This is a genomic window from Hyphomonas sp. CACIAM 19H1, assembly GCF_003325995.1.
Lineage (GTDB): Bacteria > Pseudomonadota > Alphaproteobacteria > Caulobacterales > Hyphomonadaceae > Hyphomonas > Hyphomonas polymorpha.
On the sequence record NZ_CP016437.1, the window covers coordinates 2,150,912 to 2,175,406 of the forward strand.

The following is a 24,495-nucleotide window of genomic DNA, read 5'->3' on the forward strand; positions in this document are numbered from 1 at the left end:
GTGAAGGCCAGTCTCTCCCCTGATCGCGCCCAGGTTACAGGCAAAATCAGGGGCTAGCGGCGTGCGGCAGCACGCGCAGCGGAAATGGAAAGGAGAGCCGTATTCAGCGTCATGGCTGCCAACATGGCCACGCGGGCGGCCTAGTCAAGCCGTTCAGTCAGTGAGGCGGCCATCCCACGCCCCCTTGCGGGCGCCCGGGCCGGGATGGGGCACCACATCTCGCGGGCTGACCGCTTCGCCGCATTCGGAGCAGGTCAGCACGCTGTGGAAGTCGTGCCCGCAGGTCTTGTGCCGGTGCAGCAGCGGCGGTCCCTTCTTTCCGGCATAATATGCATCCCCCCAATGCACGAGGCTGATAATCACCGGATAGAGCCCCAGCCCCTTCTCCGTCAGCCGGTATTCGTAGCGCAGCGGTGTCTGGCTGTAGGCAACCCTCTCCAGAACGCCATGATCGACGAGATGCTTCAGCCGCTCGGTGAGCACGCGCCGGGCAATGCCCAGATTCTCCTGGAACTCATCGAAGCGCCGTACACGGAGAAAAGTTTCCCTCAGCACCAGTAACGTCCAGCGGTCACCTACCACCGCCATCGCGCGCGCCAGCGAACAATTCTCCCGATCAAGATTCTGCCACTTCATACCACCACTTTAAGCATTGACTTGGTCTTAATTCAAGACTTACCTATCCGTTAACAGAGGGAGGCTGTGATGCCAGACCAGAAAATACCCGAGCGGAACGCCACCTGCGCCATCATCGGCGCCGGAGACTTCATAGGGTCTGCCATCGCGCGCAAATTTGCGGCTGAGGGCTACACCGTCTTCGCGGGCCGGCGCACGGCAGATAAACTGGAAAAGCTGAAGACGGAGATCGAGGCGGCCGGCGGTCAATGTATCGCCCGCGGCCTGGATGCTCGGAAAGAGGAAGATATTACCGCCTTCCTTCAGGAGGCAGATGCCCACGCGCCGCTGGAAGTTGTCATCTCCAATCCCGGCGCCAATGTCTATTTTCCCCTGCTCGAAACAAGCGAGCGTGTTTTCTTCAAGGTGTGGGAGATGGCCTGCAAGGCCGGCTTCCTGACGGGACGCGAAGCCGCCAGGCTGATGCTGGCGCGCGGCAAGGGCTCCATCTTCTTCACAGGCGCCACCGCAAGCCTGCGTGGCGGTATGGGTTATGCCGCATTCGCCAGCGCCAAGGGCGGCCTGCGCCTGATGGCCCAGGCCATGGCCCGCGAACTCGGCCCGCAGAACATCCACGTCGCCCACCTCATCATTGACGCAGGGGTAGATACCGATTTCGTCAGAGAGCGGATAAAATCATCCCGTGGCGAGGATGCCATCAGCAACCTTGCACCCGACACCCTGATGGATCCCGCCTCCATCGCGGATGCCTACTGGTATCTGCACCAGCAGAAGCGAGACGCATGGACCTTCGAAATGGACCTGCGCCCCTACAAGGAGACCTGGTAATGAAGACCGTTGAGTTTCAGTTCGATTTCGGCAGCGCCAATGCCTATCTCGCCCACAAGGTCGTGCCGCAGATCGAGGCTCGCACCGGCGCCCGCTTCGATTATGTGCCCGTTCTGCTCGGCGGCGTCTTCAAGCTGACAAACAATCAGTCTCCCATGCAGGCCTACGCCAACATCCCCAACAAGCTCGCCTATGAACGGCTGGAGATGGACCGCTTCATCCAGCGCCACAATATCCCATTCGTGATGAACCCGTTCTTCCCGGTCAACACGCTGCTCATGATGCGCATGGCAACCGCTGCCGCAATTGATGGCGGCCTGATGGAGCTGGTTAATGCGACCTTCCCGCTGATGTGGGAGCAAGGTCTGAACATGGGTGACCCCGATGTCGTGGCAACACATCTCTCTGCCGCTGGCATAGATGCTCCTCGCCTGATGGCCCGCGCCCAGGAGGATGACGTGAAGCAGCGCCTGATGGCCACGACGGAGAACGCCGTCAAACGCGGCGCCTTCGGCAGCCCAACCTTCTTTGTAGGCGGCGATATTTATTTCGGGAAAAACACCCTGCCGGAGGTGGAAACGCGCCTCTCGGCCTGAGTCGCCGGCGCCTCATTGGAATACGATACGGGCAGGCCAGGGGCTTGCCCGTTTTTTTTGCGGCGCCGCACAAAGAAACTGCATTCGCCGCCCGAACCGCAACAATCTCTACAGATCGTCGCCTAAGGATTTGCGCCTGCCCCTGCCAGGCGCTCACTGACCCTGCTCTGCAGAATCGCATGGAGGGACCATATGCTGCAAACGATCCGCAAGACGATGAAATCTCAGATCAGCGTGCTGGCACTCATCAGCGCGGCGGGGATGCTGCCGGCGCTTGCGCAGGCTTCAGACGCTCCCGCCACGGATGATCAGGCGGTGATGGAGGCAGTGGTCGTCGAAGGGCGCCGCGTATCGCAGACGGATCTTGCCATCGGGGTTGGCGAAGCGACCAACACCGTCGCCGTGACGCGCGAGGAGCTTCTCTCCGCGCCGGGCGGTATCTCCGGCCTTAAGATGCTCGAAACCCTCCCCGGCTTCAACGTCCAGACGGATGGCGCCCTGGGTCTCTATGAGTTTGGTAACTCGGTGACCGTTCGCGCCTTCAACCTTCAGCAGATCGGCTTCGTGCTCGACGGCGTCCCCATGGGCCGCTCTGATGCATTTGGTGGCAGCCCGATATTCCGCTATGTAGACAATGAAAACCTCGGCTCGGTGGTTGCCTCGCCCGGCGCGGGCGACGTCTCGCTGCCCAGCTACGCCTCACTTGGACCGATCGTTTCCTACAACTCCATTCTGCCCAGCGACAAGATGGGCGGTATGGCCGCCATCACCATCGGCGACGACAATCTCCAGCGGACATTCCTGAAACTCGAAACCGGCCGCATCGGCGGCTTCTCCGCCTATCTCAGCCGCTCCAAGACGGACAGCGACCTCTGGCGCGGCGCCGGCTCCATCGACCGGGAACACCTCGAAGGCAAGCTGCGCTACGACTTCCAGAACGACGCTTTCCTCCAGCTCGGCTATGTCAGCAACGACTTCTTCGACTACGACTCCCCGTCGATGAGCCGCACGCTCTATGAAGCCCAGGGCCGCGAGTATGGATATATCGGTTACATCCCCGACAGCTGCATCTCGCCCCGGCCGGGCGTCTACGATTTCAACGGCGACAATGTCATCAACGCCAGCGATTTCACGCCCGTCTTCACGCAGGGCTCCTGCATGGATTACTATGAAGACCGCATCAACATCCGCGATGACGTCCTCTATTCGCTGAACGGCGGCATGGCCCTCACCGACAATATCAGCCTCACCGCCACCGCCTATTATGAAGACAAGGACGGCTACGGAGTATCTCCTGACAGCTATTCCAACACGCTCGGCATCTACAACCGCCAGCGCGCGGCGGGACTCGATGTCGTTCATCCGCGCGGTGTTCAGTATGGCCTCTCCGGCGTCGGCGGCATCCGCAAGGGCATCGTGGCTGGCCTGAGCTGGGAAATCGGCAAACACACGCTCGAAGTGGGCGGCTGGACCGAGAGCGACGATTATCACCGCACCCAGCTGCGCCTCAACAAGACCGGCGGCACCGCCGATGGCGACGTGATCTGGGATGAGGTCGCCTATTATCGCCGCGACTACGACTCCCTGCGCGAAACCCGCCAGTATTATATCAAGGACACCATCCGACTGCTCGACGAAAAGCTCGCCTTGGAGCTTGGCCTGAAGATGCTGGACATCGACTATTCGCTGAACGGCTTCCGCGACTATTACGACTATGAAGTCACCGGCACGCCGGTCTCGATCTCGGCCAACTACAAGAGTGATCCCCTGCCCATGATCGGCGCGGTCTACTCGCTCAACGCCACCGACCAGATCTTCGCTTCCTACTCGCAGAACTATGCCCTGCCGCGCGGTACGGATGATATCTTCTCGACAGCGGTCACCTTCGACGCGCCCAAGCCGGCCGCAGAGGAAGCCGACAACTTCGAGCTTGGCTTCCGCACCAACCGGCCGACCTTCAACGGCGCGGTCTCGGTATTCTATACCAGCTTTGAAAACCGGCTTGTCGCCGGCAACGTCCAGAACCCGGAAACCTTCGAGAACGAGACCTTCTATATCAACGCCGGCGGCACCACCGCTTACGGCGTCGAACTCTCGGGTGTCTGGCAACCGGAAATCTTCGACAACAAGCTCTATGGCGACGTGAACCTCACCTACAACCACGCCGAGCTTGATGATGGCTTCGCCGGAAACCCCGCCGGCAGCCTGCTAGCCGACAGCCCGGAATGGCTGTTCACCGGCGGCGTCACCTGGGAGCCGACTGAATGGCTCGTCGCCAACGTGTCCACCAAATACACCGGCGAGCGCTATGCCGACTTCCGCGAAGCCGCCTCTTCAGCCGGCAACAAGATGGAAAGCTACTTCATCTGGAGCGGCTATGTGGATCTCGGCGGCCCGAACAATTTCGGCCTCCCGGAAAATGTCAGCCTGCGGTTCAACATCGACAACATCTTCGATGAAGACACTCTCGCTTTCACCTTCACCACCACGGGCTCCGGTGCGGCCACCTTCCGCCCTCTCAATCCGCGCACCGCTCAGGTGACGCTCACGGCGAGGTTCTGATCATGCTTCTCCCATCAAGGATCTCTGTCTTATGATCCTGACGCCTGAAACACTTCTCTTCATTGCGGCGATGCTGGCGGCGGGGGCGCTGGCGGGGTTCGTGGCTGGATTGTTCGGGATCGGGGGCGGCTTTGTCGTCGTCCCCGCCCTCGCCTCGGTGCTTACCATTCTCAGCGCCGGGTCGGACGCAATTGCGCCCGACAAGATAATGCACGTCGCCATCGGCACATCGCTGGCCACCATCATCTTCACCTCGATGCGCTCGGTCCAGGCGCACGCAAAACGCGGCGCCGTCGATTTCGAGATATTGCGAAGCTGGACCCCGTGGGTCGTGATCGGCGTGGTGCTTGGCCTACTAGTCGCGCAATACTTGGATGGCCATGCCCTCAAGGTCACCTTTGGCGTCGGCGTTTTCATCATGTCCTGGCACTTCCTGTTTCCGGTGCTCACGCGCCGGGGCCCGGTATCTACGGAAATGCCGAAGGGCTTCATGCGCGGTGGCCTCGGCAGCGTGCTGGGCGGTTACTGCACGCTGCTTGGCATTGGCGGAGGCACGCCTGCCGTCCTTATCATGACCCTCAGTGGCCAGCCGATGCACCGCGCGGTGGCCACCGCTGCCGGCTTCGGAACGATCATTGCCGTACCCGGAACAATCGGCAGCATCATCGCCGGCTTCGGCCAGACCGGACTGCCTTTCGGGTCGCTCGGCTATGTCAACGTGATTGCCGCCCTCGCCATCACATCGATGAGCGTCATCACCGCCCCGTGGGGCGTGGCCGTAGCGCACAATCTTAACGCTACCCACCTGCGCCGGGCGCTGGGTCTTTACCTGCTCGTCACGTCCAGCATCATGCTGGTCTCTGCCTTCTCGCCGCCTCCGCGCAGCGTCACCCCGTTTAACGTCGAAACCGCTCCGGCGGTGTCCACTATGAGCGCCGACATTTCGGTACAAAATCTGGAGCAAGATCATGGGATATAGACTCACACGCCGTAACCTGTTTTCGGCTGGCGCCGGCGCGGCCGCCGTCGGCCTCGCGGGCTGCGCAACCACCACCTCAGCGACGGCTTCGGCTGCCGCTGAGGCCCGCGGCGCCTTTCCGCCGGAGCCGAAAGAAGCCAGCCTCTTCGGCCCGGAACCCGGCCTTGCGCTGCTCTCCCGCAACGAAAATCCCTACGGCCCGGCGCCCTCCGCTCTGAAGATGATCGAAGCAGCCGCCCGCAAAGGCGCTTACTACACCAATGAAGAGGCCACGAAGACGCTGGCAGGCATGATTGCCGAACGCCACGGGGTCTCGCCGGAGCAGATCGTCATCACCACGGGTTCAGGGGAAGCGCTCAGCGCGCTGGCCCTCATCTATGGCCCCAAAGGCCCCATCGTGGCCCCGCGTCTCTTCTGGGATACGACCGCGCTCTATGCCGCCAAGCTCGGCCTGGCAGAAATCACACGTATTCCGCTTACGGAAGACATGAACATGGACCTGCCGGCCATGGAAGCGGCCATCACGCCGGAAACCGGCATGGTGCAGCTGTGCAACCCGAACAACCCGACCGGCATCGCCATGCCCGGTTCGGTCATTAGGGCTGCTGCCTCCAGCATGGCAGCAAAAACCACAGTGGTTGTCGACGAAGCCTATATTGAGCTTGTGGATGACGAAGCCTCAATGACCTGCATTCCGCTGATCAAGGAAGGCAAGGACGTTATCGTCACGCGCACCTTCTCGAAGATCTACGGCATGGCGGGTATCCGCGTCGGCTACACCATCTCTTCGGCAGAAACGGCCGCAAAGATCCGCTACACGCAGATGTCCTGGACCCCGTGCACGTCCATCGCCGCCGCCATCGGTTGCTACAATGATGAGGCATTCATCGCCGGCTCCAAATCGAAGATTGTCGAAGCCCGGGAAATGATCACCACCACGCTCGATACCCTCGGCTTGCCCTATCTGAAGTCCCAGACCAACTTTGTCTATTTCCAGAGCGGTATGCCCGCCAACGACCTGCAGAAAGCCATGGCGGCCGAGCAGATTTCCATCCGCGGCCAGTACATGGACTATACGCCCTGGAGCCGCGTTTCGACCGGCAAGCTGGAAGATGTGGAGCGTTTCTGTAAGGCCCTGCCCCGAATGGTCAACGCATAGAGGCCACCCGCCTGCGGGCGGATTTACGATTTGCCCGCAGAATTTAAGAAACACATGTCCGGAAATGTGCGTGAATAACCCGGATCGATCAAATTTGATCGGTCCGGGATATCCGGAATTCAAGGACGGGTATGCATAACGGGACGGTAACCAAGATGTCCGGGGGGACGCTTTATCCGTGCTCAGCTATCCACCACCACGCTTTGAACAGCAAAAATCCGAAGTGCTTCAGCGCTACCGGATTCTAAGAAGTGAAGATGTTCACAACGCGGATCACATTGCACGGGCGGCTTCCCTGGCGCTCGGCGCGCCCATCGTGATCGCCGCCCTCAACGAACGCTATCGCAACTGGTATCGCGCCGCTCACGGCGTTTCCGAAGGCAAGTTCGACAGCCTGCAGACATTCTGCGCCTCCGCAAACCTTTCCGATGAAGCCTTCGCGGTTACCGATGCGCGGCTTGAGCCCTATTTCGCGCGCGAACCCGCTGTCACAGGCAGCCCGAATGTCGTATTCTTTGCCGGCGCCCCACTCAGCGATCCTGATGGCAAGCGCTTCGGCACGCTTTGCCTCATCGACAGTCAGCCGCGAACCCTCTCGCCCGAACAGCTCGAGCTTCTTAAAAGCATGGCGCATATCGTTAGCCAGGATATCTGCGTCTGCAGCGCCGGGCGCTATGCCGTGCAGGATCTGATAGACGCCGAGGAGGAGCGCTGCGCGCTCTACGATCTCGCCGTCACCGATCCACTGACAAAAACGCTGAACCGTCGCGCCTTCTTCCGCTTCGCGGAGCGTGAAGTGCAACGCGCGCATCGTCACAACCATCCCATCAGTGTACTAATGTTCGATATTGATCACTTCAAACGGGTCAACGATATCCACGGTCACGCAGCGGGCGATGAAGTCATCGTGCGCCTTTCGCGCCTGGTGACCGATAGCATCCGAGACACAGATCTGCTCGGCCGTCTCGGCGGCGAGGAGTTCGGCGTTATCCTTCCCGAAACTGGTATTGAAGCTGCGCTCCTTCTGGCAAACCGCCTGCGAGAGGCCGCCCGGGGCCTCAGCTTCAAGAGCGCCGAAGGCAGCTTCAACATCACCATCAGTATGGGCATCAGTCAGCCGGAGATGGGGGAGACAGATATCAATCTCTCTCTGGAGCGGGCAGACAAGGCGCTCTATCGCGCCAAACGCCTGGGCCGCGACCGGGCCGAGCTGATGTCCGCCAGCCCGGAGGGGGCCCAGATCATTCCGCTCCCCCTCCCCCGCAGAGCCGTCGGCGCAGCCTGACACCCGTCCTCATTCGGCGCGGCGCGGGCTGCAATCGTCGGTGCGCTTGCGGCTTGTTTCCTTGCCGGAGGAAGGGTGGAATTTCAGCTCCAGGCAATGCCCTGTCGCCGTCAATCCGGTCACTTCAATGCGCCGGCCTTCCGCCTCATAGCCGATCACTTCAAACCCCTGCTCCGCCAGCTGCCGGCTCGCTTCCTCAAGGCCAGCGGAATGGCCGATGGCATACCTGGCCGGCGTCGGCATCATACCGCCTTCAGCCCCGGTTTCGGTCTGCGCGGCACTCTTGCCTGCGCCAATGGTTCCGGCGGCAATCATCGTCATAACAAGGGTGGCCACAACATACGGTGTGCTTTTCATAGGATGGTCCTCTCGCAAAGGATTGGCCGCGCTTTCCGGCTCTGTCTTCGGTTTGCCGAATGCTGGCTGACAGGCGCCTGCCCCTTCCTGTCAGGTTTCTGTCAGCGCGGGTTCGGGATATGACCGGACGTGTCCGGAAATGTCCGTCCAATGGAGTTGTCTGTCCCCGTGTTGTCCCGATTTGTCCTGAAATGGCTGCTGGTTGCCTGCTTTCTGGTGGCCCTTGCCGCGCCCGCCCTGGCGGACTGGGACGATGGCGATGATGATGACGACCGTTACAGCCGCGATCAGGACATCGTCTGGAATGCCCGTAAAAGCGGGGAAATCCTGCCGCTGGAAGTGATCCTCGGCTCCATCCTGCAGCGCTATCCCGGCGAAGTTCTGGAACTGGAACTGGACGATGATGACGGCCAGCTCATCTATGAGATAGAAATCCTCACCCGGAGGGGAATTGTGTTGGAAATGGAAGTCGATGCCCGCACTGGCCGCATACTCGAAATCGAGGAAGACGACTGATGCGCGTCCTTCTCGTTGAAGATGAACCCCTGATTTCAGACGATATTTCCGCCGCGTTGCGCGATGCCGGCTTTATCGTGGATCTCGCCCGCGATGGCGAAGACGCCTGGTTCAAGGGGGATACCGAATCCTATGACGCCATCATCCTGGACCTTGGCCTGCCCCGCATGGACGGACTTTCGGTCTTGAAACGCTGGCGCGCGGCCGGCTTGGTCACACCCATCCTGATCCTCTCGGCCCGCGGCAGCTGGATGGAGCGCGTCGACGGCATCGAGGCCGGCGCCGATGACTACCTGCCCAAACCCTTTGAAATGGCGGAGCTTATCGTCCGTCTGCGCGCCCTCATCCGCCGCGCCGCGGGCATGGCCCAGCCTGTCCTTCAGGCCGGGGACCTGATGGTGGATACCCGCCGCATGACCATCGCCTATGCCGGCCAGCCCGTTCGCGTCACGCCTCTGGAGTTCCGCCTCGTGGACTATCTCGTCCACAACATGAACCGCACCGTCTCTGCGGGTGAACTCGCCGAACACCTCCATGGCATGGAAGATACCGGCGACACCAACGCCATCGAAGCCATCGTCTCGCGCCTGCGCCGCAAACTTGGTCCCGGCGTTATCAACACCCGGCGCGGCTTTGGCTACGTCATCGAAGCGGACGCGTGAAACCTTTACGGTCCATCCGGTTACGCCTGCTGGCTGGCGGCGCGTTGGCGGTGGCGGTTGCCCTGCTGATTTCCTGGTTCACACTCGTCCTGCTCTTCGACAGCCATATCCGGCGCAACACCGAAGATGACCTGATCCGCCACGGCCGCGCCATCGTCAGCGCGCTCACCTTCTCTCCCGCGGGCTTCTCAGCAGACACATATCAGCCCAGCGACCTGCGCTTTGACCGGCCGGCCAGCGGCCTCTACTGGCAGGTCTCGCGCGGCGACAACATCATCCGTTCCCGGTCATTGTGGGATAATGCCCTTGATGTACCCGTGGGTGTGGACGGAACGGATTGGCACAGGGGCACAGCGGCCGGCCCCTTCGGCCAGGATCTTGTCCGCGTGGCCCGCACAATCCAGGAAGACGAATCCGCCGAACCGGTCACCCTGATCGTGGCGGCTGATCGCGCCAGCCTGATTGATGCGCGCCAGGAATTTGCCCGCGAACTGGCAATCTTCCTGACGCTGCTCTGGGCCACGCTCAGCCTGGCAGCCTGGTTCCAGGTAACGATTGGCCTTCTCCCGCTGCGGGCGGTGCAGTCATCCATCAGTGAACTGAAGTCCTCTCCCGCCTCGCGGCTTTCTCCCGGCCGGTTTGCAACCGAGGTGACGCCTCTGGTCGACCAGATCAACGAACTGGCCGATGCGCGCGAGGCTGATCTTCGCGCCGCCCGCGACCGCGCGGCAAACCTTGCCCATGGCCTGAAGACGCCTCTCTCCGCACTGCGTGCCGTCGCCCGGGGCGTGCGCGAGGCCGGTCAGGGCGACATGGCCGACGGACTGGAACAGTCAATCCTCGCCGCCTCCGATGCAGTAGACCGCGAACTCGCCCGCGCGCGCACCGCTGCCAGCCTTGACCGGGGCCCAACGGCCCCCGCGGCAGTCATCGAGCGGCTCGTCTCCGTTCTCTCCCGCACAGATCGCGGGGAGCGCGTTGCGTTTGAAATGGATTGCCCTCCCGGCATCACACTTCCGGTATCGGCTGATCAGCTGATGGAAATGGCCGGGCCGCTGCTGGAGAATGCCGCCCGCTATGCCGCGTCCGTCGTTCGCGTTACTGCCCGCCCCCGGGATCTGGTGATCGAGGATGATGGCCCTGGTCTCGGCACGGCAAACCGGGAGCGGGTTATCCTGCGCGGCCAGCGCGCGGATGAACGGCCCGGTGGGCATGGCCTTGGCCTCGCCATCGCCAACGATCTTGCTGAGGCGACAGACGGCCGGCTGGACCTGGGCACATCTGACCTCGGTGGGCTGCGGGCGCGGCTAGTCTGGTGACAAATCTTCCGGCATCGGGTCAAGGCGGCGCATACCTGCCTCAAGACCAGCAAGCGCGAGATTCTCGCGGATAGTGGCGCCGCCAATCACCTTCTCCGGCGCAATCTCGGCCAAGGGTGCCAGCACAAAACTCCGCAGAAGCATACGCGGATGCGGCAGGATCAGCCGGTCCCCGGCCATCTCCACATCATCATAATACAGAACATCCACATCCAGCGTGCGCGGCCCCCAGCGCAGGCTGCGTTCACGGCCATGGTCCCGCTCGATGGCAAGGCAGGCCTCCAGCACCTCCATGGGCGCAAGCGACGTGTCGATCAGGACGCAGGCATTGAGAAAATGCGGCTGGTCCTCAATGCCCCAGGGCGGCGTTTCCCAGAGAGACGACACCGACGCCACCCGGATACCGTCCCAATCTTTCAGCGCCCGCACGGCGCCCAAAAGATGCGCCTTGCGATCTCCAAGATTGGAACCGAGACCGAGCGCCGCTTCAGCCATGGCGTTCCCGCTCTATGGCTATGCCGACGTGATTGACGATATGGCGGATCGGCGCGCGGGGCTTGCGGATCTCGACACGGATTTTCTGGATGGGCGGGAAATTTGCAAAGATTGCCGCGGCAATCCGCTCCGCCAGCGTTTCGATCAGATTGAACACTTCTGTCTCAGAAACGCTCGCAACCAGATCACAGATCTCGCCATAGCAGACGGTATCTTCCATCACATCGCGCGGCGGCACGTCGGTGTGCATGTCGCAGGTAATATCGACCTCGAAAATCTGGCCTAATGCCTTCTCTGCTTCCTTGAGGCCGTGATAGCCGTGGATGCGGAGATTGCGGATGATAATCTCAGTCTTCATGCCCTGCCCCTTCGATCGCCTGATACAGGCGCAACATATCGGTGTGCTCAGCTACATCATGAACCCGCAGCACGCGAGCGCCCCGCTGCAGCGCCATCAAATGAGCCGTGAGCGTGCCAGCAAGGCGATCATTTACGGCCCTGCCAGTGACATGGCCGATAAAGCTCTTGCGGGAAAGCCCCACCAGAACAGGGCAGCCATACGCCGCCAGCGTGCCCAGCCCGGCAATCACCTCAAGGTTCTGCCGGGGCGTCTTGGCAAAGCCCACGCCAGGGTCCAGCCAGATATGCTCCTCAAGGATGCCATGACGCGCCGCCGTCTTGAATGCCCGGTCAAAGAAGGCGCGCATATCGGCCACCGCGTCCACGGCGTCGTCGGCCGTTCCGCGATGATAGGTGATGACGATAGCTGCGCCGGTCTCCGCAACGGTTGCAGCCATTTCCGGATCGCCGGTCATGCCGGTGACATCATTAATGATCACCGCTCCGGCCTCGACCGCCGCGCGCGCAACGGAGGCTTTTACCGTGTCGATGGAGATCGGCGCCCTGATGCGCGCGGCAAGATGCCGGATTATGGGGATGACGCGGACAAGCTCTTCCGCCGCAGATACCGGCGCGGCGCCGGGCCGGGTGGACTCTCCGCCGATATCAAGAATGCCGGCGCCTTCGGCGAGCATCCGCATGGCCTGAACCTCAGCCGCGCCGAGCGTATTATGCCGTCCGCCATCGGAAAAGCTGTCTGGCGTAACATTCAGGATGCCCATGATCACCGGTTCAGCGCGCACGCGCGCCAGAATCTGGTCTCGGCGTTCCGCCTCAATCATCGAAACCTCCTTCCAGAAGTGTCTGGCCAAGCCCGATCAACGCAGACGGCAAAGCTGCATCAAAGGAGCGGCCCGTAAAAGCGCTGACAGGCTGGAATATCCGCAGGCTGTTGGTCAGGAAAATGCCGTCTGCTTCTGCAAGGCGTTGCGGCGTCAGGCTTTCCTCGCCCGCTTCAAACCCGGCGCCCAGCGCCTCTTTGAGCAGCCAGCCCCGCACGATACCCGGCATCGCGCCGTCAGAAACGGGCGGGGTCACCAGACGATTGCCAAACTGTGCAAACACATTGGCCGCAGACGCGCACGCGATCTTCCCTTCCGGCGAGAGCATCAGCGCCTCATCCGCGCCGGCCGCCACTGCCTCGCGCAGAGCCATGATATTATCCGTATAGGACAAAGTCTTGTGGCGAGCGGTGGGTGAGGTCGGGTTTCGCCGGATTGTGCTGACGCCAATACGAACCGGCGCCATTGGATAGAGCATCTCCATCGGCGAAAAGCGCGCCATCAGGGTGGGCGCGCCGGCTGTCTCTCTCCCCAATCCGCGCGCGCCGGGACCGCGGGTAACCGTCAGCCGCAGCGCGCCATTTGCACCATCAGGAACAACGTCGTTGGCGAGAACTTCCAATTGCTCTTGGGCAACATCAATTCCAAGAGCCGCAGCATCTCCCGCGAGGCGCGCCAGGTGCAGTCTTTTCAGGATAATCCGTCCACCCACGACACGCGAAGTGTCAAACACACCATCCGCCAGCAGCAGACCGCGATCTGTCAGGTCGAATGGCTGAACATTCTCAGCCTCAGAGACGGATTGGTTCAGCCGGATCATGTCTGCCTCCAGGCGCGGGCGATGTTGAGAAAGTTCTGCAGCAGTTCGGGCCCGTATTCAGTGAGAATGGATTCAGGGTGGAACTGAATACCATAGACCGGCAATTCCCTATGCGACAGAGCCATCACTTCACCGGAGGGCGAAATAGCATCGACCATCAACTTGCCTTCCGCCTCTGGCGCCTCGGCAATGAGAGAATGATAAAGCCCCACATCAAAAGCCGGCGGCAGCCCTTCGAACAACCGCAACCCGCTATGCCGGATGCGCGCCGGGCGGCCATGCGCGGGCGATTTCGCTCGTGTGACAGGGCATCCATATGCCGCCGCGATCGCCTGATGTCCGAGGCAGACGCCGAGAATGGGTACGCGCCCACCAAACGCGCCGATCGCCTCCAGCGAAACACCCGCCTCTGCAGGTGTGCACGGACCCGGCGAGATGACCAAGGCTTCCGGCGCCATTGCCGCGATTCCGGCAACGGTAATCCGGTCACTGTCCACTACCTCAATCCCGCATCCAAGCTCACGGAAATAGCGCGCCAGATTGAAGACAAAGCTGTCCCGATTGTTCAGCACAAGGATCATGATACCTCCACCGGCTTAGCCGCTCCGATAATCCGCTCTGCTTTCAGGCGAATTTCCGCATGCTCCGCCTCCGGATCAGACAAAAGGGTTATTCCCGCCCCCGCCCATAGCCGTGCCTCCCCCGGCAACACTTCCAGCGTCCGGATCAGGATGGAAAAATCCATCGCGCCATCATGCCCCATCCAACCCAGGGAGCCGCAGAAAATGCCCCGCGCCGCCGGTTCCAGTTCATCAATAATCTCCATCGCGCGCAGCTTCGGCGCGCCGGTGATGGAGCCGCCGGGAAACACGGCCGCCAGCAGGTCTGCTGCCGTCTGCCCCGGCGCCAGTTTCCCCTCTACCGTCGAGACAAGGTGGTGGAGATTTGCAAAGGTCTCCAGCCGGCAGAGCGATGAAACGGAAACCGAGGCAGAGGTGCAGACCCGCGAAATATCGTTGCGCAGCAGGTCCACGATCATCACATTCTCGGCGCGGTCCTTCTCCGAGGCGAGCAGCGCTGCGCGGGCGGCAGCGTCTTCGGTCACATCTTCGCTGCGCCGGATGGTGCCCTTGATGGGTTCGGCCTTTACCCGCCCCTCACCATCGGCGCTGATCAGACGCTCCGGCGAGAAACTTGCGATGGTCCTCCCTTCAAACACGCCGAACGCGGAAAAAGGCGCAGGCGAGCGGGCGCGGCCCTGAAGGTAATGCGCAAACGCGGCCTCCCGGCAGAGCGGCCCGGTTGTCCACAGGCCGGAAATATTGGCCTGATAGATATCCCCCTCGCGAATATATTCCCGGACACGCGCAACACCGGCCTGATAACTGCCCGGCGCGCTGTGCGGCGTCCAGTTGAGGGCTTCCGGCTGAGGCGGCGGCGAGACCGGCGCAGCCAGCCGCTCCTTCAGGCGTCTGATTTTCTCCTTCGCCCGTTTTGCGTCCGGCGCAGTATCTGCTGCCTGCAACCCAGCAGAATAAATATGGGCCATTCCGGCGCCATGATCGAAGGCGATGACGGTGTCATAGAGGCCAAACTCCAGCGCTGGCGACGGGCTGGCGCTGTGGCGAGACCGGAACCGGTCGATGAAGGCGGGCGCAAAGTCGTAGGACAAATATCCCGCAGCCCCGCCCTGAAACGGCGCGCCGCCCTCGACCCGGGCCAGTGGGCGCGCGCCTATCCAGGCACGCAGTTTTTCGACGGCCTCGGCAGATGTCTCCAGCCGCAATCGATCCACTGGCCAAACGCAGATATAGGAATACCTCGTCCCCGGATGCTCGGGCGCGGCGCTGTCGAACCAGATGAACCCATCTTCCCCCCGCAAAGCCATTGCGGCGGCAACAGGATCAAAAGACGATAGGGCGACTGCCAGCATGGCGCTTATCTAGCCTGCCGAAGGAACTGCGGAAAGACGCAGATATGCCGGATTGGCGATGCAGCTTTGGTATTTGAGCCCCTGAAGCGCCCTCTACGCAGCTTCCAGCTTCGCGGGAGCAAGCGCCGAGCTCGACGCGCAGCCGCCGGTGGCAACCACCCCAAAGTTACCGGTCCGGCACTTCCAGGCCGCAACGGAGGAGGCAATCCCACGCCTCCTCCGGATCATCGGCGAACTCGAACAACTTCAGATCGTCCAGGCTGATCATGCCGGCCTCGGCGAACGCCTCGAAATTGATGATCCGTGTCCAGAAATTCCGGTCATAAAGCACGATGGGCATATGATGGCCCTTGCCGGTCTGGCTGAGAGTGAGGAGTTCGAATAGCTCGTCCATCGTGCCGAAGCCGCCAGGGAAGATCACCAGCGCGCGGGCGCGCATGGCCAGATGCATCTTGCGCATGGCGAAATAGTGGAACTGGAAATTCAGGTCGGGCGTGATGTAGGGGTTGGGGAACTGCTCGTGCGGCAGCTGGATATTGAAGCCGATGGTGACGGCGCCGGCATCGCGCGCGCCGCGATTGGCCGCTTCCATAACGCCGGGGCCGCCGCCCGTGGCGATGACATTGTCGCGCCACTGCCGTCCATCACAGAGAGCGCCGCCCCGCTCGGATGCGATGCGTCCGAAGGTGCGCGCCGCATTGTAGATGCGCGACTGCCACTCGCCGCCATCTTCGCGGATACGGGCCGAGCCGAAAGCGACGATGGTGGAGCGCACGCGCTCGCGCCGGAGAAACTCTTCGGCCTTGCTATATTCCATCAGGAAACGCGCGCCGCGCATGGAATCGCCCAGCACGAAATCCTGATCGAGCGCGGCCAGCCGGTAGACCGGGTTATCGCTGTAATTGTCCTCGGCCATGCGAGCCCTCCTGCCGGAATTAAAGGCCCCTTTTTAGGGCATTCTATTCTTCAGGACAGCGGGCAATCACTTTGATCTCGAAGTCGAAACCTGACAGCCAGGTGACCCCGACAGCGGTCCAGTTCGGATAGGGCGCATGAGGGAAAACGCGGTTCTTGACTTCCATCACTGTTCCGAACTGGGCCTCAGGATCGGTGTGAAAGGTGGTGACATCCACAATGTCGCTCAAACTGCAGCCCGCCGCATCGAGCACTGCCTGGAGATTATCGAACGCCAATTGCACCTGTTTGGCGAAATCGGGCTCCGGGGAACCGTCCGGGCGGCTGCCTACCTGGCCAGAGATAAACAGCAGGTCACCGGAACGGATCGCAGCCGAATACCCGTGCTGTTCGTAGAGGGCATGGCGGTCCTTGGGAAATACCGGTTCGTTTCGGGGCATGTCGCTGTCCTTTCAGGAAGGCGCGCCTTGGTCGCGGCGTTGGTCAACGGCATGTAGGATCGATCGGGCGCAATGCGACCCTAATTCGTCACAAGGCGGCGCTGAGCGCCCGCCGAGCCAGCGCACTTTTACAGCCTTATGGCCGAGCTGACTGGCCTTGCGCCTAGGAGGCGGAGCGGTCCTGAGCAGCCGTTGAGGGCAGCAGGTGGCCTCCATTTAGCACGGCGCGACTCAGCGGCCGGCCGGATGCGGAGAAGGTGGCGCTGACCGAGGCGAGATCCCGGCAGGAGTTGAGCAGCGCAATCTTCTCGCCCTTGCTGAGCGCGGCGACGTATTCGGCGGCGGACTCGGCCGTCTCCGTACGTGCCCGGGCGATAGCCAGCGGCGTGTGAACCTCGTGGCGGCCAAGCGACCAGTGGGTATCGACCAAGGCGCAGCGGCGCTGCTGTTTCACCTGATCGAGCAGCAGGGTGTAGAGGTCTGCCGGGCGCAGATCGCGGAACACGGCCTGGGCCTCCTGCGCGGCGGCGAAGGACGCAGGCACGGCGACTTCCGCCGGAGAGACCAGCGCGCCCGCCTTTCGGAAGGCCTGACCGGCCGAGCGCTTGGCAGTCCAGTAGGAAAGCGGCACCGACAGGATGAGACCGATCGTGGCTGGCGCAAGCCAGGCGGCGTAGACCGGCGAGATGATCATGGCCGCCACCGTGAGCACCACACCCAGCGTCATGGCCGGCGCGCTGTGGCGCAGGGTGGCCATCAGGGAATAGCCATCCTCGGTGCGCTTCTGCGGCGACCAGCCGGAGTCGCGCCCCGTCAGCACGCTGATGACGGCGCTGGTTTGGGTGACCATCATGATCGGCGCGATCAGTACCGAGAGGAATGTCTCTGTCAGAACGCCCAGCGTGGTGCGGAACATGCCGACCTGCTTGCGCCAGAGCGGGCTGATCAGGCCATAGATGAGGCCGTAAATCTTGGGCGCGAAGAGGATGACCATCGTCACGATGAAGAGGTTCAGCGCGCGCACGGAGTCGATCACCGGCCAGGTCGGGAACAGCGAGAAACCATCCCCGAAATAGGACGGGCGCATGAAGCTGTTCTGCAGCGACAGGGCCATACCAACCGTGATGAAGATGAGCCAGAGCGGCGAGGAGAGGTAAGAGAAGATACCCGTGATCAGGTGGAACCGGCTGGTCCAGGCCAGGCCGCGCGTTTTCAGCAGCACCAGCATGTGCTGCATGTTGCCTTGGCACCAGCGGCGGTCGCGGATCACGAGGTCGATGATCGTCGGCGGCCCCTGTTCGTAGGAGCCGCTCAACGCCGGCTTGATCTCCACATTCCAGCCGGCGCGGCGCAGCAGTGCTGCCTCCACAAAGTCGTGGCTGAGGATGTGGCCGCCAAACGGCGCGCGGCCCGGCAGTTCCGGCAGGCCGGCCGCCTGTGCCATTGCCTGCACACGGATGATGGCGTTGTGGCCCCAGAAATTACCTTCCTTCTGCGCCCACCAGGCAATGCCATGGCCAAGCACCGGACCGTAGAGGGCAGCAGCGAACTGCTGGATGCGGGCAAACAGGCTTTCCCCGCCCACCAGTTGCGGGATGGTCTGGATGAGACCGGTGCGCGGCGCTTCTTCCATCTGGCGCACGAGTTCAATCAGCGTGTCGCGCTCCATATAGGAGTCGGCGTCATAGACGATCATATAATCGTAGCGCCCACCCCAGCGCGTGAGGAAGTCGCGGATGTTACCCGCCTTGCGGTGGTGGTTGATCGTGCGGCGGCGATACCAGATGCGGACATCGCCCGGTGCTTCCTGGCGGATACGCTCGAAAGCGGCCTCCTCAGCAAGGGCCACTTCCGGGTCGGTCGTGTCGCTGAGGATGAAGCAATCAAACCGGCCAGGCGCGCCAGACATCATCTGCGCAGTGGCCAGCACCGTGCCGAAGATATGCTCGACATTTTCATTGTAGATCGGAAAAGCAATCACCGTCCGCGTGTTGCGCAGATCCGGCCCTGCATCGGCGCGCGGCTTTTTCATCAGCGAGCCGATGGCGGAAAAGAAGCCCATGGTTGCGTTGATAAAGGCGTAGCAAACCCAGACGATATTGATCGCAAAGATCGCCAGCAGCGCCCACTCCAGCAGCGTCAGCCCGGAAACCGACAGCACTTCGTGCATCTCATAGGTCGCCCAGGCCGTCAGCCCAAGAGACGAGACCAGAAGGAACAACTTTCGCCAGATCGCCGAAACGGGGCGGCGGCCAGACACGGCGACGGGACCGGCCAGGGACTGGCTCGGCATGTCAATCGGGAACTCGGTGGGACGTGCGCGCAGCAAGGTCATTCCTTCCGCCAACGGTAAAGCCAGGTTTCAGTGATAGGCTTTCCCCCCTTCGTGAGCAGGGCGCGAAGCTCTGCCACGTCGATATTTTGTGCTTCGAGTTCGAAGCTGAGCCGGATTTTTCCGGTCTCGGGATTTGTCTTGATTACAGGATTGAGGATCTTCCCGGCCGAGGTGGAAATGTCGGCTTCCACACCGTTCACCAGGGCTTCAGGGATCTGCTCATAGTCGATCACGAACAGCTGCTGGGTGGCGGCCGGCTTCACGCCCGCAAATGTCTCAGCCACCGTCGCCACATCTGGCACAGACGAGGTCAGCAGGCTCCACTTCATGTCATAGGACACGGTGTAGGCCGTACCCGGCTGCCAGGCGGTTTTCGGCTTCCAGTAGGCGACGATGTTGTCGTTGTATTCGTTGACCGTGGGGATCTCGACCAGAACCAGCTGGCCCTCGCCCCATCCGGCCTTGGGCTGCACCCAGACGGTCGGGCGATGATGATAGCCAGCCTCGATATCGGAATAGTCGTCGAAATCGCGTTTGCGCTGGACCAGCCCGAAACCGAGCGGCGGGCGATCAGCCAGCACGGACTCCTGCAGCGTCTTGGGGTTGAACAGCGGCCGCCAGACCCACTCGCCATTGTACATCTGGATCGAAAGGCCCTCGGAATCATGTACCGCCGGGCGGAAATCGTTGGGATGCTTGCGGATATCGTGCGGCGAGAAGAAATACATCGAAGTGAGCGGCGAGATGCCAACCGTTGACAGCGCCTTACGTGGGAACAGCGTGGCCGTGATCTGCATCTTCGTTTCAACGCCGGGGGTCACTGAGAACTCATAGGCGCCGGTGATGCTTTCCCCGTCGAGCAGTGCATAGATGCGGATCGTGTCAGTGCCCGGCGCAGGTTTCTGCAGCCAGAATTCGCGGAAATACGGGAATTGCTCCCCTTCCGGCGACGCGGTGCCGATGGAGATGCCGCGCGCCGAGGCGCCATACAGATTGCCAGCCCCCAGGGCACGGAAGAAACTTGCGCCGCGGAAGCTGATCAACTCGTCCCATTTGCCCGCGATATTCAGGGGCGTCACAACCCTGAAGCCGGCAAACCCCAGCAGACGCTTGGCCTCATCGGGCAGCGGCAGATCATAAAAATTGAAATCGTCTGCCGAATAGGGCCGGGCAACTTCCTCGCCCTCCTCAACAAAATTGAGGCGGACGGCATAGTTGAAGAGATAGCCGCGCGGGTCCGGCAGGATGCGGAACTTGTCCGAGCTGTCCTTCCAGAAAGCAGCGTCCTGACGCAGTTGGATGCGGCGATAGCCATCATAATCGAGCGCGGCAGCTTCTTTCGGAATGCCGGGGGGCGTCTGGAATGGGCGGCTGGCGAGGATTTCGGCCTTGCGGCGCACATCTTCAAAATCAAATTCCGGCGTGGCGGGGGGTGGAGGCGCTGCGGAGGGATCTTCCTCTGAAGCGGCCAGAGTCGCAGCCGCTTCCGGGCTCAGCGTTTCGACCACAGCCTCAGGCGCCACCGCCGTCATCGGCTCAACCGGCGCCTCGCTTTGAGCGGCGGGGTTTGCCGGAGCCGGCTTTGCCGGTGCCTCGGGCGCCGGATCAGCAGAGGGAGAACAGCTGGAAATCAGAAGTCCGGCCATCGCAAGGCCGCACACAATCCTCACAGAGACGCTCGATAACACCCTCAAGCGCACACTCCTTTACCAACACCTTCCCGAGGATCCGGGAGCCGCTTTGTTGCGGCGCGACATACCCGAAGCCTGTCTAACGAACGTCGCCGCGATTGGTTGCCCATGATCTTTGCTGGTCCCGCAGGGCAGCATGGATCAGGATACAGGCAGGATCAGAAAATGGGGCACGTTGTCAGATGGGAGGGAAACAGGGCCCGTTTTTCATGACAATGCGGCAAACCAAAGGCAGATTTGTGACCCCTGCACCGCGTTGCTGTCGTAGATGTGTCGTGAACGATCCGGCTGCAGCGCTGCCCGGAATCCGGTCACTGCGGCCAACACGAGCCGGGGCCTCAACCTGGGAAAAAGAGAGGGAGCGCCGCGAGGACAGGCAGTGTGCGGCGCTCCCAACCGGGGATTGTCAGGACGGAGAAGACTCCACCTGAATGGTCCCGGTATGCTGGTGGCGCTGGGCCAGGTTGCCCAGCAGCAGAAGGATCGGCGCCGCAATGAAGATCGACGATGCGGTGGCGATGAGTACGCCAAACACCATCGGCAGGGCGAAGTTTTCCACGGCCTTGCCACCCCAGATGGCCATCGGCACGATCGCCAGCAGGGTCGTCATCGACGTGAAGATACACCGCGTCAGCACCTGGTTGATGCTGGTGTCGATGATCGTTCGCAAGTCATATCGCTTGGCGAGGCGGATATTCTCCCGCATCCGGTCATAGACCACCACCTTGTCGTTCACCGAATACCCGATGAAGGTCAAAAGGGCGGCGATGGCCGTGAGGTTGAAGTCCAGCCCCATGATGACGAAGAAGCCGATCATCTTGGTAGTATCGAGCGCCAGCGTCAGGATCGCGCCAACGGCGAAGTTCCACTCGAAGCGCCACCAGATGTAGAGCAGCATCGCAAGGCTTGCGAGGCCGACAGCAATGGCGCCGTTGCGCGCAAGCTCGCCGGAAACTTTCGGTCCGACGACCTCCGTGCGCTCCACCGAGATTCCCGGATCGATCTCTGCCAGCGTCTTGCGAACGGTGTTGATGGCAGCGGTCTGCGCCGTCTCCCCACCTTCCTGGCGTTGGACACGGATCAGCACTTCGTTCTTTCCGCCCAGCTGCTGAAGGGACACTTCGCCAAGCCCGAGCCCGCCCAGTTCCGAGCGAAGCTGGCCCAGGTTGGCAGCCTGCGGCGTGGCGATCTCCACCTGGATGCCGCCGGTGAAATCGATGCCGTAATTCAGCCCCGGCTTCATGAAGAGGCCAACAGAGACAAGCGAGAGAAGGATGGAGCTGGCGATGCCGAAATACCGCGCCTTCATGAAGGAGATTTTCGAGCCATCCGGCACCACCCGGAACAGCGGCTCGATATTGATCTTCTTCATCTTGCGATAACGCACCCAGGTGGTCATCAGGATACGGACCACGGTAATGGCTGTGAACATCGACACGGCGGTGCCGATCACCATGGTCACGGCAAAACCTTTCACCGGACCAGTGCCGAACATGAACAGCAGGGCTGTGGCGATCAACGTGGTGATGTTGGCGTCAAGGATGGTCGAATAGGCAATCTTGAAGCCCCGATCGAGGGCGGCAAGCGCGCTGACGCCCTTGCGACTTTCCTCCCGGATGCGTTCGTTGATCAGGACGTTGGCATCCACTGCGATGCCAATGCCCAGGATGATACCCGCGATGCCCGGCAGGGTCAGCGTTGCGCCCAGAAATGTCAGGATACCGATGGTCAACGCCACATTGAGGAACAGCGCCACTGAGGCAATCATACCCCAGCCCCGGTAGAGCAGTGTCATGAAACCCACCACCAGCGCAAAGCCGATCACGCCGGTATAGAGGCCCATATTGATCACGTCGGCGCCAAGGTCGGGGCCCACCGTGCGTTCCTCGATCACCGTCAGCGGCGCCGGCAGGGCTCCTGCCCGCAGCAGCGCAGAGAGAACAACCGTATCTTCAATCGTGAAGTTGCCCGTGATCTGGCCCGATCCGCCGAGGATGGGCCCCTGGATGACCGGCGCGGTGAGCACCTTGCCGTCCAGCACAATGGCAAAGGGCTTGCCCACATTCTGTTTGGTGATGTCCGCAAACTGCTTGGTGCCTACAGCGTCGAAGCGGAAGGTGACAATCGGCTGGTTGGTCTGCTGGTCGAAGCCGGAACGGGCGTCCGACAGGCGTTCCCCGCTGAGGGCCACCCGGTCATAGACCGGCATTGGCTGACCGGTCTTGGCATCCGGCAGCAGGCTGACCCCTTCGGGTGGGGGCGCGCCATAGGTTTCCGGCGCCACCATATGGAACGACATCTGAGCGGTGGAACCGAGCAGTTCGCGCAAGCGCGTCGGGTCTTGAAGACCGGGCAGCTGAACGAGGATTCGATCTGTCCCCACGCGCTGGATCGTCGGCTCGGCCACGCCCACCTGGTCCACCCGCTGGCGGACAATCTCGACACTCTGGCCGATTGCCTGGTTGATCCGGTCTGCCGTACCGGCTTCCGACAGAGACAACGTGATGAGATCGCCGCCCGGCTGGATCACAATGTCCGGCACCGAGCCTTTGAGCCCCACCTGCTGAACCTGGGTCACCTGCTCGCGCAGCCGGGCGAGAATGCGCGCGCGACCATCGGGGTCGGTAATCCGAACGGTCACGGTATCGCCCTCTACCTGAACCTTACCGCGCACGGCTTCGGTGCTCATCAAGGTGCGCGTTTCGGCGGCGAGAGATTTCAGCCGGTCCGCCTGCAGCGCGGGGGCGTCCACTTCCAGAACAAGGTGGGAGCCCCCACGCAGGTCCAGCCCCAGCGTGATCTGATTCTTGGGAAGCCAGTCCGGCATCGCCGCGATCTGCTGAGGGGACAACACGTTCGGCAGGGCCGCGAGCAGCCCGATAATGATGATGAGAATATAAGTGACCAGGGCGGTTCGGCTGGTGCGCATGCTGAATTCCTTCGGGTGCCTGAAACCGGAGGCCATCGAGCATGGCGGCCGGTGATGGCGCCGGGCGGACAGAAAGGTCCGCAGACGGCGCGACGGGGCTGCAGTTCATCCGATGGTTGGCCGGGACGAAGATCCACGCAGGCTCAGAGACAGCTGGAGAAGCAGCGCCTCTGACAGGGGTACGAGCATGAGGAGTCTGATCTCCGCCCCGGCCTGGGATCTGCCTCGGAGGGAGGCAAGGCAGATCACAACTGATCGGGATGAGCGGCAGGCTGCGCTACAGGCGCAGCGATCCGTACATCAGGCCGGAACGGGAGGCGCGCGAGGCGCCGAAAAACGGGTGGAAAGATGCGGCGCAGCGTCAGCGCTGCGCGGCGGATCAGGCAGGGACTCGTGAGCCGCCGGCGGGAAGGAATAGCCCTCGAACACCGCAAACACGGCCTGGGGCATATCATCGCCGTCAGACGGCATCACCTGCAGGCGAAGGCGCCCATCACGGTCTGCCTTCGGCAGAACAGCGTGGGCAATCTCTGCCGATCCCTTGCCGGCTTCTGCAACAGACAGAACAGGTTGCGTTGCCATATTGCCGGACGAAATCGCCACAGCGGCAAGCATCATGAGCCCAAGCACTGCAATCAGCAGTCCTCTGGGGTGCAGGTGTCCGGTGCGGGTCAATCTGCGGCTCATTGAGCCTACTTAGACATTGTGCCGCGACTGCGCCATAGAAAAACGTCAGCCTGGGGATTGGATTCGCCCCACGCCTTTTTCCTGGGCCTGTCATGAAACGCCTGCCGCTCTTTCCCCTCCCAGAAGCTGAACCTTCCTCACAAAACCGCCCGGTCGAACAAAGCCACTTG

General features: G+C 61.9%; 23 protein-coding genes. 9 read left to right on the forward strand and 14 right to left on the reverse strand.

All coding sequences use genetic code 11. From position 1 onward, the window contains the following. Positions 1-153 precede the first annotated feature (153 nt). The gene (locus BBF93_RS10085) at positions 154-636 is read right to left on the reverse strand and encodes a helix-turn-helix domain-containing protein (protein WP_114105812.1); all 483 of its coding nucleotides are present in this window, start codon (positions 634-636) and stop codon (positions 154-156) included. Positions 637-720: 84 nt separating this feature from the next. Between BBF93_RS10085 and BBF93_RS10090 the strand changes: the two genes are divergently transcribed. The 6 genes from BBF93_RS10090 to BBF93_RS10115 all read left to right on the forward strand — a co-directional run bounded on the left by BBF93_RS10090 (position 721) and on the right by BBF93_RS10115 (position 8,045). Next, positions 721-1,464 carry an SDR family NAD(P)-dependent oxidoreductase gene (locus BBF93_RS10090; protein ID WP_114107048.1) on the forward strand — a complete coding sequence of 248 codons (744 nt, stop codon included), beginning with the start codon at positions 721-723 and terminating at the stop codon, positions 1,462-1,464. Further along, positions 1,464-2,060 (forward strand): 2-hydroxychromene-2-carboxylate isomerase, encoded by a 597-nt coding sequence (locus BBF93_RS10095; RefSeq protein ID WP_114105813.1) that lies wholly within the window; start codon positions 1,464-1,466, stop codon positions 2,058-2,060. The genes BBF93_RS10090 and BBF93_RS10095 overlap by 1 nt, the downstream gene beginning before the upstream one ends. A 192-nt stretch (positions 2,061-2,252) precedes the next feature. Further along, the gene (locus BBF93_RS10100; protein ID WP_114105814.1) at positions 2,253-4,622 is read left to right on the forward strand and encodes a TonB-dependent receptor; all 2,370 of its coding nucleotides are present in this window, start codon (positions 2,253-2,255) and stop codon (positions 4,620-4,622) included. A 31-nt stretch (positions 4,623-4,653) separates the two neighbouring features. After that, on the forward strand, positions 4,654-5,601 hold the full coding sequence (locus BBF93_RS10105; protein WP_035596769.1) for a sulfite exporter TauE/SafE family protein: 948 nt from the start codon (positions 4,654-4,656) through the stop codon (positions 5,599-5,601). Beyond that, positions 5,591-6,760: a histidinol-phosphate transaminase gene (locus BBF93_RS10110; protein WP_035596766.1), complete on the forward strand. Its 1,170-nt coding sequence runs from the start codon at positions 5,591-5,593 to the stop codon at positions 6,758-6,760. The genes BBF93_RS10105 and BBF93_RS10110 overlap by 11 nt, the downstream gene beginning before the upstream one ends. Positions 6,761-6,938: 178 nt before the next feature. Next, positions 6,939-8,045: a diguanylate cyclase gene (locus BBF93_RS10115; RefSeq protein ID WP_114105815.1), complete on the forward strand. Its 1,107-nt coding sequence runs from the start codon at positions 6,939-6,941 to the stop codon at positions 8,043-8,045. Between the two features lie 9 nt (positions 8,046-8,054). Here the strand turns inward: BBF93_RS10115 and BBF93_RS10120 are convergent, their stop codons facing one another. After that, the gene (locus BBF93_RS10120) at positions 8,055-8,402 is read right to left on the reverse strand and encodes a PepSY domain-containing protein (RefSeq protein ID WP_114105816.1); all 348 of its coding nucleotides are present in this window, start codon (positions 8,400-8,402) and stop codon (positions 8,055-8,057) included. Between the two features lie 171 nt (positions 8,403-8,573). Between BBF93_RS10120 and BBF93_RS10125 the strand changes: the two genes are divergently transcribed. Genes BBF93_RS10125 through BBF93_RS10135 form a run of 3 tightly spaced genes read left to right on the forward strand, consistent with a single transcriptional unit; the run spans position 8,574 to position 10,899 of the window. After that, on the forward strand, positions 8,574-8,918 hold the full coding sequence (locus BBF93_RS10125; RefSeq protein WP_233349076.1) for a PepSY domain-containing protein: 345 nt from the start codon (positions 8,574-8,576) through the stop codon (positions 8,916-8,918). Further along, entirely contained in the window at positions 8,918-9,580 is a 663-nt protein-coding gene (locus BBF93_RS10130; RefSeq protein ID WP_035596758.1) for a response regulator transcription factor, read from the forward strand. The genes BBF93_RS10125 and BBF93_RS10130 overlap by 1 nt, the downstream gene beginning before the upstream one ends. Continuing rightward, the gene (locus tag BBF93_RS10135) at positions 9,577-10,899 is read left to right on the forward strand and encodes an ATP-binding protein (protein WP_162786503.1); all 1,323 of its coding nucleotides are present in this window, start codon (positions 9,577-9,579) and stop codon (positions 10,897-10,899) included. Before BBF93_RS10130 ends, BBF93_RS10135 begins: the two co-directional genes overlap by 4 nt. Here the strand turns inward: BBF93_RS10135 and folK are convergent. From folK to BBF93_RS10195, 12 genes are all read right to left on the reverse strand, one after another. Continuing rightward, the gene (gene folK, locus BBF93_RS10140; protein WP_114105819.1) at positions 10,888-11,394 is read right to left on the reverse strand and encodes a 2-amino-4-hydroxy-6-hydroxymethyldihydropteridine diphosphokinase; all 507 of its coding nucleotides are present in this window, start codon (positions 11,392-11,394) and stop codon (positions 10,888-10,890) included. The two genes, BBF93_RS10135 and folK, sit on opposite strands and share 12 nt — an antisense overlap. Then, complete coding sequence (gene folB / locus BBF93_RS10145) at positions 11,387-11,752, reverse strand: dihydroneopterin aldolase (RefSeq protein WP_035596753.1); 366 nt, start codon at positions 11,750-11,752, stop codon at positions 11,387-11,389. The genes folK and folB overlap by 8 nt, the downstream gene beginning before the upstream one ends. Next, positions 11,742-12,575, reverse strand: a complete 834-nt coding sequence (gene folP / locus BBF93_RS10150) for a dihydropteroate synthase (protein ID WP_114105820.1) — start codon at positions 12,573-12,575, stop codon at positions 11,742-11,744. The genes folB and folP overlap by 11 nt, the downstream gene beginning before the upstream one ends. Beyond that, positions 12,568-13,395 carry an aminotransferase class IV gene (locus tag BBF93_RS10155; RefSeq protein ID WP_114105821.1) on the reverse strand — a complete coding sequence of 276 codons (828 nt, stop codon included), beginning with the start codon at positions 13,393-13,395 and terminating at the stop codon, positions 12,568-12,570. The genes folP and BBF93_RS10155 overlap by 8 nt, the downstream gene beginning before the upstream one ends. Continuing rightward, entirely contained in the window at positions 13,392-13,976 is a 585-nt protein-coding gene (locus tag BBF93_RS10160; protein ID WP_035596748.1) for an aminodeoxychorismate/anthranilate synthase component II, read from the reverse strand. The genes BBF93_RS10155 and BBF93_RS10160 overlap by 4 nt, the downstream gene beginning before the upstream one ends. Beyond that, positions 13,973-15,328 carry an anthranilate synthase component I family protein gene (locus BBF93_RS10165; RefSeq protein WP_114105822.1) on the reverse strand — a complete coding sequence of 452 codons (1,356 nt, stop codon included), beginning with the start codon at positions 15,326-15,328 and terminating at the stop codon, positions 13,973-13,975. The genes BBF93_RS10160 and BBF93_RS10165 overlap by 4 nt, the downstream gene beginning before the upstream one ends. A gap of 166 nt (positions 15,329-15,494) precedes the next feature. After that, positions 15,495-16,244 (reverse strand): TIGR00730 family Rossman fold protein, encoded by a 750-nt coding sequence (locus BBF93_RS10170; RefSeq protein ID WP_035596745.1) that lies wholly within the window; start codon positions 16,242-16,244, stop codon positions 15,495-15,497. A gap of 43 nt (positions 16,245-16,287) precedes the next feature. Continuing rightward, entirely contained in the window at positions 16,288-16,683 is a 396-nt protein-coding gene (locus tag BBF93_RS10175; protein WP_035596742.1) for a RidA family protein, read from the reverse strand. A gap of 163 nt (positions 16,684-16,846) precedes the next feature. Next, positions 16,847-19,018, reverse strand: coding sequence for a glucans biosynthesis glucosyltransferase MdoH (mdoH, locus tag BBF93_RS10180; protein ID WP_035596739.1), 2,172 nt, complete (start codon positions 19,016-19,018; stop codon positions 16,847-16,849). After that, positions 19,015-20,664: a glucan biosynthesis protein G gene (locus BBF93_RS10185; RefSeq protein WP_114105823.1), complete on the reverse strand. Its 1,650-nt coding sequence runs from the start codon at positions 20,662-20,664 to the stop codon at positions 19,015-19,017. Before BBF93_RS10185 ends, mdoH begins: the two co-directional genes overlap by 4 nt. 451 nt (positions 20,665-21,115) lie before the next feature. Continuing rightward, positions 21,116-23,638 carry a protein translocase subunit SecD gene (gene secD, locus BBF93_RS10190; protein WP_114105824.1) on the reverse strand — a complete coding sequence of 841 codons (2,523 nt, stop codon included), beginning with the start codon at positions 23,636-23,638 and terminating at the stop codon, positions 21,116-21,118. A gap of 300 nt (positions 23,639-23,938) precedes the next feature. Continuing rightward, positions 23,939-24,325: a hypothetical protein gene (locus BBF93_RS10195; protein ID WP_233349077.1), complete on the reverse strand. Its 387-nt coding sequence runs from the start codon at positions 24,323-24,325 to the stop codon at positions 23,939-23,941. Positions 24,326-24,495: the final 170 nt, after the last annotated feature.